15 protein-coding genes are annotated in these 14,373 nt (G+C 65.1%); 5 read left to right on the top strand and 10 right to left on the bottom strand.

What is annotated here, in order from left to right; translation table 11 throughout:
- Positions 1-9 precede the first annotated feature (9 nt).
- The 3 genes from ACZ7GB_RS08840 to ACZ7GB_RS08830 form a co-directional block, all read right to left on the bottom strand.
- Positions 10-1,065: an autoinducer 2 ABC transporter substrate-binding protein gene (locus ACZ7GB_RS08840; RefSeq protein WP_078604500.1), complete on the bottom strand. Its 1,056-nt coding sequence runs from the start codon at positions 1,063-1,065 to the stop codon at positions 10-12.
- Positions 1,066-1,197: 132 nt separating this feature from the next.
- On the bottom strand, positions 1,198-1,932 hold the full coding sequence (locus ACZ7GB_RS08835; RefSeq protein ID WP_078601676.1) for a DeoR/GlpR family DNA-binding transcription regulator: 735 nt from the start codon (positions 1,930-1,932) through the stop codon (positions 1,198-1,200).
- 134 nt (positions 1,933-2,066) lie between these two features.
- Positions 2,067-3,740, bottom strand: coding sequence for an FGGY-family carbohydrate kinase (locus ACZ7GB_RS08830; RefSeq protein WP_472158339.1), 1,674 nt, complete (start codon positions 3,738-3,740; stop codon positions 2,067-2,069).
- A gap of 305 nt (positions 3,741-4,045) precedes the next feature.
- Between ACZ7GB_RS08830 and ACZ7GB_RS08825 the strand changes: the two genes are divergently transcribed.
- The 4 genes from ACZ7GB_RS08825 (at position 4,046) to ACZ7GB_RS08810 (ending at position 7,327) form a co-directional block, all read left to right on the top strand.
- Positions 4,046-4,987 (top strand): sulfurtransferase, encoded by a 942-nt coding sequence (locus tag ACZ7GB_RS08825; RefSeq protein ID WP_472158337.1) that lies wholly within the window; start codon positions 4,046-4,048, stop codon positions 4,985-4,987.
- Positions 4,988-5,001: 14 nt separating this feature from the next.
- Complete coding sequence (locus ACZ7GB_RS08820; RefSeq protein WP_472158470.1) at positions 5,002-6,120, top strand: YeeE/YedE thiosulfate transporter family protein; 1,119 nt, start codon at positions 5,002-5,004, stop codon at positions 6,118-6,120.
- The gene (locus tag ACZ7GB_RS08815; RefSeq protein ID WP_167376014.1) at positions 6,117-6,281 is read left to right on the top strand and encodes a hypothetical protein; all 165 of its coding nucleotides are present in this window, start codon (positions 6,117-6,119) and stop codon (positions 6,279-6,281) included. Before ACZ7GB_RS08820 ends, ACZ7GB_RS08815 begins: the two co-directional genes overlap by 4 nt.
- Before the next feature lie 134 nt (positions 6,282-6,415).
- Positions 6,416-7,327, top strand: coding sequence for a DMT family transporter (locus ACZ7GB_RS08810; protein WP_472158335.1), 912 nt, complete (start codon positions 6,416-6,418; stop codon positions 7,325-7,327).
- A gap of 6 nt (positions 7,328-7,333) precedes the next feature.
- Here ACZ7GB_RS08810 and minE read toward each other — a convergent pair whose 3' ends face one another.
- The 7 genes from minE to ACZ7GB_RS08775 form a co-directional block, all read right to left on the bottom strand.
- Positions 7,334-7,654, bottom strand: a complete 321-nt coding sequence (gene minE, locus ACZ7GB_RS08805) for a cell division topological specificity factor MinE (RefSeq protein ID WP_472158334.1) — start codon at positions 7,652-7,654, stop codon at positions 7,334-7,336.
- Positions 7,651-8,493, bottom strand: a complete 843-nt coding sequence (gene minD, locus ACZ7GB_RS08800; RefSeq protein ID WP_078520208.1) for a septum site-determining protein MinD — start codon at positions 8,491-8,493, stop codon at positions 7,651-7,653. Before minD ends, minE begins: the two co-directional genes overlap by 4 nt.
- Positions 8,490-9,254 (bottom strand): septum site-determining protein MinC, encoded by a 765-nt coding sequence (gene minC / locus ACZ7GB_RS08795; protein WP_078547897.1) that lies wholly within the window; start codon positions 9,252-9,254, stop codon positions 8,490-8,492. Before minC ends, minD begins: the two co-directional genes overlap by 4 nt.
- Positions 9,255-9,484: 230 nt before the next feature.
- Positions 9,485-10,294, bottom strand: coding sequence for a COG3904 family protein (locus tag ACZ7GB_RS08790; protein ID WP_472158333.1), 810 nt, complete (start codon positions 10,292-10,294; stop codon positions 9,485-9,487).
- Between the two features lie 3 nt (positions 10,295-10,297).
- Entirely contained in the window at positions 10,298-11,614 is a 1,317-nt protein-coding gene (locus tag ACZ7GB_RS08785; RefSeq protein ID WP_472158332.1) for a hypothetical protein, read from the bottom strand.
- 220 nt (positions 11,615-11,834) lie between these two features.
- Positions 11,835-12,614: a DUF4394 domain-containing protein gene (locus ACZ7GB_RS08780; RefSeq protein WP_472158330.1), complete on the bottom strand. Its 780-nt coding sequence runs from the start codon at positions 12,612-12,614 to the stop codon at positions 11,835-11,837.
- A 177-nt stretch (positions 12,615-12,791) separates the two neighbouring features.
- Positions 12,792-13,289 (bottom strand): lactoylglutathione lyase family protein, encoded by a 498-nt coding sequence (locus ACZ7GB_RS08775; RefSeq protein WP_078601671.1) that lies wholly within the window; start codon positions 13,287-13,289, stop codon positions 12,792-12,794.
- Positions 13,290-13,391: 102 nt separating this feature from the next.
- Here ACZ7GB_RS08775 and ACZ7GB_RS08770 point away from each other — a divergent pair, with 102 nt between their 5' ends.
- A complete protein-coding gene (locus ACZ7GB_RS08770) occupies positions 13,392-14,279 on the top strand; it encodes a LysR family transcriptional regulator (protein WP_472158329.1) in 888 nt (295 codons plus the stop codon).
- Positions 14,280-14,373: the final 94 nt, after the last annotated feature.

Here is a 14,373-nt window from a genome sequence, read left to right as displayed (position 1 = left end):
CGTCAGGGATCAGAAGTCGTATTGATCCATGTTGTCCTTGGTCACGCCGACCCAGCCGGCCCCGTAGAGCACTTTCGCGTCCGCGCTATCGGCTTCCTTGAGATCGGTATAGCCTTCGAGACCGAGGTTGGTGCCCGCCTTGATATCGGCATGGTCCTTGCCCGCATCACGTGCTTTCAGCTCGGCCAGTGCGATCATGTTCATCGCGTAGCCAGCAACCGCCGGATCCCAGAACTGGATGTAGCTGATATCGCCCTGCGAGATGTACTGACCCGCGACCGACGGAAGACCGGTGCCCGCGAAGTGCAGCTTGCCCTGCAGACCGCCTTCCGCGATCAGACGACCGGCGCCTGCCGAGGTCGGCATCGGACCACCCACGACACCGGTGATGTCGGGATGCGCGGTCAGCGCCTCTTTCAGCTTGTTGTAGTCGGTGTTCGCGTCGTCATAGGTCTCCAGACGATCCGTCGCGAGCGACATGTCCGGATAGGCTTCCTTCTGACGCTCGATCGCGCCGTCGATCCACTCGTTTTGCGACTTCGAGGTCAGCGAGCCGACGGTGGCGACATATTTGCCCTTCTCACCCATCTGCTTGGCGAGGTGGTCCATCAGCTCCGCGCCATAGGCTTTGTTGTCGAAGGCTTCGATGTCGTAATCGACATTCTTGATGTTCGAGGCTTCGTGGCTCACCACGACGATGCCGCGATCACGAGCCTTCTTGAGCACCGGCTCGACCGCTTCCACCGAGAACGGCACGACGGCGATGGCGTCCACGCCCTGCGCGATCAGGTTCTCGATCAGCTGCACCTGCGCTGCCGCATCCGCCTGCGAGGGGCCGACCATCCAGGTGTCGCTGCCGGTGTCGTCGCCGAACTGCTTCACGCCGTCACGCATCCGGTCGAACCACGCGATGCCGTCGACCTTCACAACGGTCGCGATGTGATAGGTCTTGTCGGAGCTGAGCATTTCCTTGTCGACATTGCTCGTGTCGACGACCTGCTGCGCCAGTGCCGGGGTGGCCATGGCGACCGCGAATGCAGCGGCCGGAATGAATCCGAGCTTCATGATAATTCTCCCTTCAAGCGGACCTCCTCGTCCGCGTTTCCCGGTTCAGGCGCATGCCGAAACCGGCCCTCCAAGTAATGTTACGATCGCAACATAACTCGGGACCATCTAGGGGATGAAGGGAAGTGTCAACTACATCTTAAGCTGCGCTGCAGCGAGAAGTCCGGCCTCGGTGACGACGCCCGAAACCTCGTCGAGAGACGCGAAAACGACCGGCTTGCGCTGGCCGATCTTGCTGGCATCCATGACGACAAAACACTGTTTTGAAAGCTCTATCGCCGCACGTTTCAAGGGGACTTCATAGTCGTGCGAACAGCTGAGCGCCCCGTCGGAATCGAGCCCGCCCGCGGACAGGAACGCCACATCAATGTTCAAAGGCGCCAGTCGGTCGTGCGGATTTCCCGCATGGCAGGAGCGCGTGCTCGACTTGATTTCGCCGCCCAGAAACTCGACCGGGACGCTGCTGCGCCCCTGCAGGATCTCCGCCGTGGTCAGACAATGGGTGATGATTCGCCGCGCTTTGCCCTGCGCCAGAAGCCGCGCGAGATGGGGCAGCGTGGTGCCGGTATCGAGGAACACGACTGCCCCCTCGGGCACCAGATCCAGCGCATGGCCCGCAGCCGCGCGCTTGGCGTCGATGGCGCGGTTCATCTGCGCGTCGAAGTCGTAATGCTCAGTCGTGCGGGTGGTGACGATATAGCCGCCCCGGCAGGCAAACCCCGCTTCGGGCTGCGCCGCATCGCGCCGCAGGGTCATCTCGGTCACGCCCATCTGCTCGGACAGGTCGCGCAAACGCAGGGCGGGCGAGACATCGAGCAAGGCGGTTATCTGGTCGATCCGCTCTTGTTGGCGGCTGGGTCTGGTCACGATTTGGCTTTCAAGATTTGGGTTTCGAAACGCATTCTATAATCCGCAGAGTGTCCGAAACCGGACCTGCGAAAGCAAGCACTGCGTTCCAACCAAGACTGCGCCGCAGCGTCACACCTTGTCAGCGAGCCCCGTCACTCGGCTGCCTTGGCCATGCTCTCGCGCACCGATCGCGCCGTCGATTGCAGCGTCAGGAAGGCGTTGAACCGCGCCGCGTGCAAACGCTCCACCGCGCCGCCTGTGGGCGCAAACCGGGATGCGACCTGCGACATCGCGCCCATCGCGGCCTGCAGGTCGTCGAACCCCTCCGCCGCGACCGCGCCAAGCATCGCCGCCCCCAGCAGCACCGGTTCCTCGCAGCGCGTGACCACGACGTCGCGCCCGGTCGCATCCGCGATGATCTGGCGGGTGACGGGATGCGCCCCCGCCCCGCCCGAGATCGAAATCTCCGAAATCGGCGCACCATGTTCGGCCTGCACTTCGATAATCTGGCGCAGCCCATAGGCCAACCCGCAAACCCCCGCAACGTAGAGCGCCACGAGCGAGTCCAGCCCGGTCTCCATCCCCTGCCCCACGATCACCGCCCGCGCATCGGGATCGGCAAAGGGCGCGCGGTTGCCGAGGAACTCCGGCACGACATGAAGCGCCTCGGCAAGCGTCGCGACCTCCGAAGGCGAACCCGCCGTCTCGAGCGCGAGATCGGCAAGGAATTCCGGCACGGATTTGCCGGCGGCCTGCGCCCGGTCACGCGCCTCCTGCGCGGCCGGATGCAGTTGCACGAGCTGCGCGATCGCCGCCCCCGCACCCGATTGCCCGCCCTCATTGAGCCACATCCCGGGGATCATCGCCGAGAAATACGGCCCCCAGACGCCGGGCACGAAGGCAGGCTCGCGCGTCGAGGTCATCGTGCAGGAGGAGGTCCCGAAGACATAGCCCAGACAGTGCGCCGGATCGCCCGACCCGCCCTGCGCCGCCACGGTGCCGATCCCGCCGGCATGGGCGTCGATCAGCCCGGCGGCGACCGGCGTTCCGGGCGTCAGGCCCATCTGCGCGGCGGCTGCCTCGGTCAGCCCTGCCCCAAGCGGCGTGCCCGGATCGACGATACGCGCACCGATCCGTTCGAAGCCGCCCTCGGCCAGATCGCCAAGGCCGATCGCGTGGAAATACTCGGGATCCCAGCGGCCCTCATGCGCGAGATAGGTCCATTTGCAGGTGACCGTGCAGGCGGAGCGCTCCAGCGCGCCGCTCGCCTTCCATGTCAGGAAATCGGCAAGATCGAAGAACTGCACCGCCTGCGCGTAGATCTCGGGGCGCTCCTCGCGCAGCCACATCAGTTTCGGCGTCTGCATCTCCGGCGAAATCCGGCCGCCCACATAGCGCAGCACGTCATGATCGCCCGCATTGATCCGCGCCGCCTGATCGCGGGCGCGGTGATCCATCCAGACGATGACATCGCGCTCGGGCGCATCAGGATCGCCCACGGGCAGCCCGCCCTCCGGGCCCATCACGGCGAGCGAACAGGTCGCGTCGAACCCGATCCCCGCGACATCGCGCGGGTCGGCCCCCGACGCGGCGAGGGCCCCTTTCACCGCATCGCAAACCGCCTGCCAGATCTGGGCGCTCGATTGCTCGACATGGCCATGATCGTCCTGCCACATCTCCAACGGGTGCTTGCCGACGCCGAGAAGCGTGCCCTCCCGATCGAAAATCCCGGCGCGCGCCGAACCGGTTCCGACATCGACACCGACGAATAACTTGCTCACGTTGATCCTCCCCAGACGCGCATCTTGCCCAATCCTTAACGACATCGGGCGGGGACTGCCAACCCGGGGGCGCGGCAGGCGATTCTCGCAACACAGAGCAGCCGCGCCGCCGGAACCCCGATATCGAGGCCGAAAGACGTGCCGCTGCGAATAAAAACGCGGTCGCGCCCTTCAGCACCGCGACAGACCGCGCGTCCAACCTGCCCTCCGGAACGGGACGCAAATCTCGCGAACCACGCCGATACCGGAATATTTTCCTTCCGCGCAATAGAAGCAGTGAACCGCTTAAGCTTGCCATCGCAAAAATCCTGAACAATTTGGGACAAAATCCCTAACCAGCGAGGTTTCCCATGACCCGTCTCGCACGTATTTCCGCAGCCGCCGCAACCGGCGCTGCTCTCTTCGCCGCCAGTGCCGCGATGGCCAGCGACCTCGGCCCGCTCGTCACCCCGAGCGAACTGAACGCCGAGATCGACACGGTCGATCCGGTGCTGCTCGACATCCGCACCGGCAGCTATGAAAAAGGCCATATCGACGGAGCCGTCTATGCGCCCTATTCGCTGTTCCGCGGCCCGGATAACAATCCCGGCCAAGTGCCGCCGATCACGAAGCTGCAGGCGTCCTTCGAGCAGATCGGCCTCGAGCCCGACCGCCCCATCGTGATCATCGCGCAGGGCGATACGGATACCGATTTCGGGGCCGCCGCGCGCGTCTACTGGACGCTGAAAAGCACTGGCTTCACCGATCTGTCGATCCTGAACGGCGGCACGACCGCCTGGGCCAATGCCGGCCTGCCGATGTCGGACGTGACCGAGAACCTGATGCCGACCGATCTAAATCTGACGTGGAACGACCGCTGGACGGCGGAGACGCCCGCCGTGAGCGATCTCGTCAACGGCAAGGGCAAGGCTGTGCTCGTCGATGCGCGTCCGCCCGCCTTCTTCGAGGGCAAGAAAGCGCACTCTGCCGCTTCGCGTCCCGGCACCCTGCCCGGCGCCGAGAACCTGCCCTACACCAAGTTCTTCCGCTCGGGCGCGACGGTCATCGACGCGAAAACCGATGCGGCCGCTCTGAAAGAGCAGCTGGGCATCAAGGACGGCGAAGAGGTCGTGTCCTTCTGCAATACCGGGCACTGGGCGGCGACCGACTGGTTCGCCATGTCCGAGCTCGCAGGCATCGAGAACGTGAAGCTCTACCCCGGTTCGATGGTGGAATATTCCAAGACCGACGGTGAGATGGCGAACACGCCCGGCCTGTTGCGCAACCTGCTCAACCAGCTCACCGGAGGCTGATGATGAATTCTGCCATTCTTGAACGGCAGGCAGCGTCGGGCGGTATCGCCCGGCGTAGTGCTTTGATAGTCGCCGCTCTCGTGGCGATCGGTGCGCTCGCGCTGTTCGGCGGCGCGCGCTACGGCTTCATGCTGGCGATAGGGCTGGGCTTCGGTATCGCGCTGGAAGGGCTGCGCTTCGGCTTTGCGGGCCCTTGGCGCGCGATGATCGTGCGGCGTGAGCCTGCGGGCATCCTCGCGCAGCTTCTGGCCATCGCGCTGGTGTCCATCGTCGCGATCCCGGCGATCTCGAGCCATCCGGGCGAGCTAACCGGCGCGCAGGCCCCGATCGGCTTCGCGATGGTCGGCGGCGCCTTTGTCTTCGGCGCGGCGATGCAGGTTGTGATGGGCTGCGGCTCGGGCACGCTTGTGAACGCAGGCTCGGGCAACCCGATCGGCCTGCTCGCGCTCCCGTTCTTCGCCATCGGCAGCTTCTTCGGCGCCTATGGGCTGATCTGGTGGACCAACCTCGGCGCGCTGCCGATCCTGACGCTGCGCGGCACGAGCGGGTTGACCGTCACGCTGGTCCTGCTGGCGCTGGTCGCGGCCACCGTGTTCTTCCTCGGCAAGCGCGGCTCGCGAAGCCTGCCGCGGCGCTACATCATCGCGGCCCTCGTCCTCGCAGCGCTCGCCATCGCGAACCTGCTGGTCGCAGGGCAGCCTTGGGGCGTGGTCTACGGGCTGGGCCTCTGGGTCGCCAAGGGCGTGAACGGAATGGGCTTCGACCTGACGCAATCGGCCTTCTACGCAGCCCCCGGCTCGATCACCCGCGTGCAGGAGAGCCTGCTGACCGACTACACCTCGCTCACCGATATCGGCCTGATCGCGGGCGCGTTCGGCGTGGCCGCGTGGCGTCAGGGCGGCCTGTCGCAGAAGCTGCCGAGCTATCCGGCCCGCGCCTGGGCCGCGACAATCATCGCAGGCTTCCTGCTGGGCTATTCCTCGCGGCTGGCCTTCGGCTGCAACGTTGGGGCCTTCTTCTCGGGGATCTCGACCGGCAGCCTGCATGGCTGGGTCTGGTTCGCTGCAGCCTTCGCGGGCGCCTATCTGGGCATCTGGCTACGGCCCCGCCTTGGACTGGAGGCACGCGCATGACCCGGAAAGCGACTGCCTTCACCGCCCTCGCGGCCCTGCTTCTTCTGATCGGCGCCGATCTAATCGGAGCGCCGCTCAATCCCTACCAAGCCCCACCGGCCTTTGCCTTCGGATCCGGTCAGGTCGCAAGCGGCGGGTTCTGCGGAGCCTTGCCGAACTGATCTCCCAAAATCCTTGCGATCTGGGACACCGGCCCGCTTCCCTCGGGCCGGTGTTCTCTTGCCCGGCCTTGGAACCGCGCGCGCGGACCGCTAGAGATCGCCAGACGCGCGGTCCGCGCGCAGGGAGCCCCATCATGACCAGACATCCGATGTTCGGGATATTCCTCGCGCTGTTCGGCGCGCTGGCAATCTCGCCCGACACGCTGCTGATGCGCTGGTCCGAGATGAGTGGCGCGCAGATGGTGATGTGGCGCGGCTTGCTGATGGGCGGCGCGATGTGGCTGACCTCCATCACCCTGCGCAGACGCCACCTGAAGCGGGACTTGCGCGCGCTCGCCAGCGGCGCGGGGCTGGTGCTGGTCGCCTGCCATTTCTCGAACATGACGCTGTTTGCCGTGGGGATCGCCGCCGCCCCGGTGTCGGTCGTGCTGTTCAGCGTCTCGACCGTGCCGGTCTTCGCGGCGCTGCTGTCCCGGCTGCTCCTGCGTGAGAACACCCACTGGTCGACATGGCTCGCCATCGCCGCCGTTCTCAGCGGGATCGGTCTGGCCGTCTTCGGCCCTGCCCCGGCGAGCGTGGGCGGCAATCCAATCTACGGCGCGCTTGCGGGGCTTGGGGTCGCGTTGAGCCTGTCGACGACTTTCGTCACGATCCGGCGCAATCCGCATCTGCCGATCCTGCTCGCCGTCGGCTCCGGGGCCGGGATGGCCGGACTTTCAGCACTGCTCTGGACGGGAGGCGCAGCCGCGACGGGCGGTCAAATCTGGGCGATCGCGCTGGCGGGCGGTGTGGTGCTGCCGATCTCGTTCATGTCGCTATCGTTTGCCTCGCGCTACACCTCGGCCTCGAATGTCAGCCTGCTGATGCTGCTCGAGACGATCCTCGGGCCGATCTGGGTCTGGTGGGGAACGGGTGAGGCGCCGAGCCGCGCGATGCTGATCGGCGGGGCAATCGTGATCGGGAGCTTGGCGCTCTATCTCTGGCACGCGGGCCATCGGCAGAGCGTTCTCCGGCGCAGCCAATCCGCCGCGCCGGAGCATCTCTAGTAACGCTTACTTCCGGGCAGCCGACTTGGCGGCCGGTTTCGCGGACTTCGTGGATTTGGCGGCTTTCTCCGAATCCGAGGGCATCTCGATATTGATCTCGAGGCTCGAGATATCGTCGTTGCGCTCCATCCGGATATCGACGCCATCCTCTTCGATCTGCATGTATTTGCGGATCACCGCGAGGATGTCGCGTTGCAGATCGGGAAGGTAGTCGGCCTGCGCCGACCCGCTTCCGCGTTCATGCGCGAGAAGGATCTGCAGACGGTCCTTGGCCGTCTGCGCCGATTTCGCGCGGCGGGGTTTGAGCGAGAAACCGAACAGGCTCATGCGGACCGCCCGAAGAGACGACCGATGAAGCCGGGACGCTTCTCGCCCGGAATGCGCATCGGAATGTCCTCGCCCAGCAGGCGCGAGACCGCGTCGTCATAGGCAGCCGACGCGCTCGACGGCTCGTCGAGCACGACCGGCATGCCGGTGTTCGACGCACGCAGAACGGCGGTGCTTTCGGGCACGATACCGATCAGCGGGACCGCCAGAAGCTCCAGCACGTCCTCGACCGTCATCATCTCGCCCTTGTCGATCCGCGACTGGTCGTGACGCGTCAGAAGCACCTGCGCCTTGACCGGCTCGCCATCGCTTTCGGCCCGGCGGGTCTTTGAGGACAGAAGGCCCAGCACCCGGTCGCTGTCGCGCACAGAGGAGACTTCGGGGTTGGTCACGACGACCGCCTCGTCAGCGAAGAACATCGCGAGCTGCGCGCCGCGCTCGATCCCGGCGGGGCTGTCGCAGATGATGTAATCGAATTCCTGACGCAGTTCGTCGAGCACCTTCTCGACGCCCTCTTGCGTCAGCGCATCCTTGTCGCGCGTCTGCGAGGTCGGCAGGATCGAGAGCGTCTCGACCCGCTTGTCCTTGATCAGCGCCTGCTTGAGCCGCGCATCGCCCTGAATGACGTTGATGAAGTCGAACACCACGCGGCGCTCGCAGCCCATGATCATGTCGAGGTTGCGCAGGCCCACATCGAAATCGATCACGACGGTCTTATGGCCGCGCTTGGCGAGACCGGCAGAGATTGCGGCGGCGGAAGTGGTCTTGCCCACGCCCCCCTTGCCCGAGGTGATCACGATCACCTTGCCGAGCGGCGAATCGTCCTTGAGTTGCGTCATTCGAACGCCTCCACACAGAGTTTGTCATCGTCGAGGAAAACCTGCACGGGCTTGCGACGAAGCTCCGCGGGGATGGTTTCGCTCGTTTTGTAAAGGCCCGCGATCGCGAGCAATTCAGCGTCGAGCTGGCGGCAGAAGATGCGCGCGCTCTCATCGCCATGTGCGCCTGCCATCGCCCGTCCACGCAGCGTGCCGTAGACATGGATGTTGCCCGCCGCGACCAGTTCCGCGCCCGAGGCGACCGAGCCGACCACCGTCAGATCGCCATGTTCGGCCACGATCATCTGGCCCGAACGCACCGGCGTCTGCACGACCTTGTTGCGCGGGACCGGCGGGGCCGCCCGCTTCGCCGCGGGCTGCGGCTTTTGCGGTTTTTGCGGCTTCGGCTCGGGCATCGCGGTCTCGCGGCCCACCTTGATCGGGATAATTCCGTAGCCTTTTACGGCGTTTAGCTGCGCCTCGGTGGCGTTTTGCGCCCCGAAGATCTGCAGATCGCGCGCGAAAAGGTTGTCGATCATGTCGCGCACATCGGCCGGTTTCGAGAACTCCGGCACCTGCGCGAAATCGAGCACCATCGGCGCTCCGGCCAACAGATGCGGCGTTTTCGCAAGCTGCGCATCGAGCGCGGCATAGAACACGTCATCAGGCGCGTCTGTCTCGAGCCGTAGCGCGATGGCGGTCAGGAACAGACCGCGGAACTGGAAAGGTTGAACCGAGACCGGCGCAGGCTTCTGCCCGGTCGGAGATAGGGTATCTGACACGAGGGTAGCTCGCTTCTGCTCAGGAGTCGGGGCGCATCGTGCACCCACGTTGTTTTTCTTTGTTGTGTCGGATCACGCACTGCAAACGCCAGCACAAAATCGCGATGGCCTCTCTACTCGGCTAAATCCTGCCGTCAACCGGAAGTAGACGAAGTTTTCGTGTTCAGGCGCAGAGCCAGGCTCGGATCGCAGGTTGACCCAACGTCGTCAGGCGGTATCGCCGCGCCGGATCACTCAAGCATTGCCGTCGCGAGCTGGCTGTCGAGAAGCTCTTCGGGCAGCAGGATGTAGATATCTTCCGGCGGGGTGGTCAGCGAATAGATCATCACGCCGGGATCGACGCCCATGTCGATCAGATATTCCATCGTCCGCCCCTGCCCGCGCTGGATTTCCTCGACCGCGAAATAGGCGGGCATGTAGAGGTTCTCGTCGTAATAGTGCTGGTGCATCCCGACATATCCGTCGGGCGAGACGCGGCGCTCCTGTCCGGAGGCGAGGATATATGGACAGGCCGACATGCAGGCCATGCCGGGCAGGATCACGGTGTTCTTCTCGGCCTCGCGCAGCACGCGGCCAATCGCCAGCGCCTCGCTCACTTCGCCGCCGGGGCTGCTGAGTGCGATCGTCGCCGGGGCCTCCTCGGGCGCGTCGCCTTCGGTGAGACCCGCGAGATAGGTTTCCAGCCGATCAGCATCGCCCGGCGCGATGGCTCCGTTCAGCAGCAGCACCGAGCCGATGCCCTCGACCTCTTCGCGCTCGAAGGTCAGCCGGTCGGGATAGTTCGATGGCAGCTCGATCCCCGGCGGCAGCGCAGGCGCATCGCGGCGCGGCGTCGGGCGCGCTGGGTCAAAGCGGCGGCGCTGATCGCCCGGCGCGACCGGCTCGGTCATTTCCGGCACGGCGGAGGGCGGCTGCGGGCGATAGCGCCCCAGCCAGTCGCCCGCGATCATCACCACGGCGATGCCGACCTGCACCAGCAGCACAACGCGCAGCCATCGGCGCACGTCGAACCGGTCGAAGCTTGGAAGCGACAAGCGCATCGCTCAGCTCTCCGCAGGGCGCGGCGGCGCATCCGCGGGCGCAGGCGGGTCGACCTTCTCGGACACCCGCTTGAGCATCTCGGCATCGGCGCCCCCCATCGTCTGCTCGACATCGCGCATCGCGTTCAGCGCGGCTTTCAGATCGGCCAGCGTCAGCGTCTCCTCGATCGGCAGGCCGTCACGTCCCGAGCGGATCGCGGCCTGCGTCACCGCCAGCACGAAGACCAGCACAGCAGGTAGCAGGTCGATCGCGATCGCCCCGGCCCAGGAGGGCACGAAACTGCCCGCGTAACGGATCACGGCCTCGGCGCTGGTGATCGGGTTATAAGCCGTCTGGATCGGCGGATCGCGGGCCAGAACCTCGTCGGCGGCGCGCTCGAGCGTGCGGCCCCGCTGGTCGAGCGCTTCCAGCACGGAATCGATGGTCGAAGACTGCGCGTCGCGGACATTCGTCGTGCGCCCGTCCAGTTCCGGCAGCACCACCGACGCTGGCAGATCCTGCGCCGCGCGGGCCACCAGCGGCGCGACAGACAGCTGATCGAGCCGCGCGATCACGCCCGCCAGTCGCACGCTTTGCTCGGCGAACTCGACCGAGCGTTTCTCCACCGGGCCGGGCGCCACGATCAGCGCGCGCATCCGCCCTAGGATCTGGTTGCCGGTCTCGAAGGAGTCGTCGATCAGCGGCTGCTGCGCGCGGATTTGCTCTTCGAGATTGGCCAGTTCCTCGGTCTTCTGGGTCAGCACGCGGAACACCGCACCCCGCCCTGCCGCGCCCGAGAGCTGGCCCGATTGTTCCTGATCCGCCAGCGCCTCGAAGGCGGCACGCGCGCGTTCGACCTCGCGGCCCAGCGCCTGCGCCGAGAGCGCGATGTCATGGGCCTGCTCCAGCGCGGACTGGTAGTCGCGCACGGTGGTGTCCAGATGCTGCTCCACCGCAGCCGAACCCGCCAGCGCCGCCGCATTGAGCCAGCTCGACATGGCGACGATGGCGAGCGAGCCGACGATGGTCGACACCGTCAGCCCGACAAAGCCGCTCGCCGTGCGCATCGCGGGCAAAAGCCGCAGCATGTAGCTCCAGAAGACGAATATCCCGACCGAGACGGCAATCGAATAGGCGAGCGCCGCGAAGAAGCTCATCGCGCCGTTATCCTCGAGGATCGAGGACACGCCGAGATAGGTATAGATCCCCGAGGCGATCGCCAGCACGCCCAGCGCCGCAGGTGTGATCGTGTCGAGCCAGGCCAGATGGCCCTCCAACTCCTTCGCGGTGCGCAGACCCTTGGTCTCGGCCGCGCTCAGTCTCTTGGTGGGTTCGGTCATCTGGGGCTCGCCCTTCTCGAAATTGGGATCGGGAATTGATCACAATTGGGGCACGGCGTGGTGAATTTTAAGGGTTTGGAAAGAATAGTTTACTTCAACCTGCGCCTGCGCGCGCCCGCTTGCGGCGGTTTCGCGCGTGATCTGCGCCCGAATTGGTGAGGCCACCCGGGGGACTCCGGGTGGCCTCGTCTTGACGAACCGGCCACAACCGGCGCCCCACTTACATCGCCGGCAGGATCGTCAAGTCACGGATGTCGCCGCCGGCCCCTTCGACCATGCCCTTGCTCATCGCCTCACCACTCTCGAGGTCGACGGTGTAGAGCATGTTCCCGGTGGCGAGCCACGCCGTGTTTTTCATGTCTTCGGTGGTCTGGATGTCGAACGCATAGCCTTCGCCCGGCATGTCGATGCCGAACTTGCCGATGGCGGCGAGCGTGCCGTCATTGGGCGAGGTCTGCTGGATCAGCGCGACGATGGTGGAATCCACGTCATACATCGCGGTACTGTCGGGCATCCCGTAGCTGTTGGCATAGGCAGCGGCTGCGATCGCCGGGGCCTCGCCCGCATGCATGTCCTTTTCCTCATAAGCGAGGCTGCCATCGACGGTCACTTCGCCGGTCTCGACATTGACGCGGTGATTGGTGGTGCCCGACATGAAGCGCAGCTTGTCGGCCTTCGGGTTGAAATCGACGATCACCGGCCCGTCCACGGGCAGCATCTTGTCCATCTGCGAGACTTTCGTCGCAGCGCCGCTTTCCATGTCGATCGTGTAGAGCGCCTGATCGGCATCCACCGCGACCAACGTCTTGTTCGACGGGCGCAGGTCGATCCCGTGCAGCTTCGCGGTGCCGGTGACATCCATCGTGCCAGTGACTTCGAGCGTGTCGGTGTCGAACATCACGAGCGTCTTGTCGCCCACGAGGCCGATAGCCGAGGCCGCCAGTGCGCTGCTTGCGCCCATTGCGGTGACGAGAGCGGTCGAGAGGGTCAGTTTCAGCATGGTTATTCCTTTCGTTTCCCTGTTCGCGGCAAGCGCCTTTCGCGCCGTCCATGCCCCCTAGACCCGGCCAGATGCGGATCGGATGCAGGAAATCGAAATTTTTTCTGCGAGGTCGTGCGCCCCCCTGCGAAGCAAAGGAAACACCGGCCCCATGAGTGACGGGGCCGGTGTGAGAAATCAGACGTAAGCGCCTGCCGAATAGGTCAGATCATAGCTGTGGCTGTAGATCTCGAAGACGATGCCGAACGGGTCTTCGACATAGACCATGCGGTAGGGCTTGGTGCCGGGGAAGTATTCCCGGATCGGCATCCGCTGCCGCCCGCCGGCGTCGACGATGCGCTGGGTCAGCCCTTCTACATCCGGGTCCTGCACGGCGAAATGGAAGGTGCCGTGGCGCTTGTGTTCGAGCTTGTCCTCGGGCGCGTAATTACCGGGGAACTCGAAGATTTCGATACCGATGCCATCCGCGGTCGACAGATGCGCGATCCGCAGCGAGCCCCAGCCGGGCCCGAACACATCGGTGCACATCACGCCAATGGCGCTGTCATCCTCGACGGCCTCGGAAGGCTCCATCACGACATAGAACCCGAGAACCTCGGAATAGAACGTCACGGCGGCCTCGAGGTCGGGAACCGACAGGCCGATATGGGAGAAGGTGCGCGGGGTGGTTGCCATCTCAAGGCTCCTTTCAGGTTGCGATGACAGCGATATGGATTGCCGCACCCCTCATGTGAAATTATCATACTTCATCCAAACAATAACGATCCGTTATCTCTTATGCTGAACGCAACCTGGCTCGAAACCTTCACCGCGCTTTGCGAGGCCGGGCATTTCACCCGCGCCGCGGAGCGGTTGCACATGACCCAGCCGGGCGTGAGCCAGCACCTCAAGAAGCTGGAAGCTCAGGTCGGACAAAAGCTGATCACGTGGCAGGGCAAGAGCTTTTCGCTCACTCCTGCGGGCGAGGCGGTTTTCGCGCTCGGCCTGTCGCGGCGGGCCGAGGAGAAACGCCTGCGCGACGCGATCGAAACCGATGACCGGGATGCGGGGCCGGTGCATATCGCCTGCTCAGGCAGTTTCGCGATGCTGCTCTACCCGATCCTGCTGGAATGGATGCAAAGCGCGCCCGAGCTGAGCGTCCATCTGCAGGCCGCACCACAGGCGGATATTCTGTCGGGACTGCCGGAGGGGCGGTTCGACCTCGGCGTGCTCGGCACGGACCCGGATCACGCGCGGCTCGAGGCGCAGCATATCGGGCGCGAAGAGCTGTGCCTCCTGCTACCTGCCGGGGCCGCGCCGCCCGAGACCTTCGCCGATCTCGACGCGCACGGCTTCATCGCCCATCCCGATGGCTACGCCTATGCCGACGACCTGCTGAAACTGAACTTCCCCGAGGACTATCCCGGCGCTGACCGGCTGCGCCTGCGCGGCTCGGTCAACCAGATCGGCCAGATCCCCGCCCCGGTTGCCCGGGGAATCGGCTACACCCTCCTGCCGCGCAGTGGGGTCGAGGCCTTTGCGGACAAGGCGCAGCTCTCTGTCGTCCCTCTACCGAAGCGTCGCTGGCACGAGCTGTGGCTGGCCTCCCGGCGCGGGCGCAGCGCCCCGGCGCGGGTGCTCCATACGCAAGAGATGATCGTCCAAGCCGCGCGGCAATTGCGCTGAGCGCCACGCTTTTCGACCGAAATCCGAGATTATTTTCATCCAATCGACTGTTTCGCGGGTCTAGAGCTTGGAAACGGGAGAAAATCGTGAAGAA

It is taken from the genome of Thioclava sp. PTB-PU3-1 (assembly GCF_055666785.1).
The sequence above is the reverse complement of the archived record's forward strand: the minus strand, read 5'-3'. Positions and strand labels throughout refer to the sequence as shown.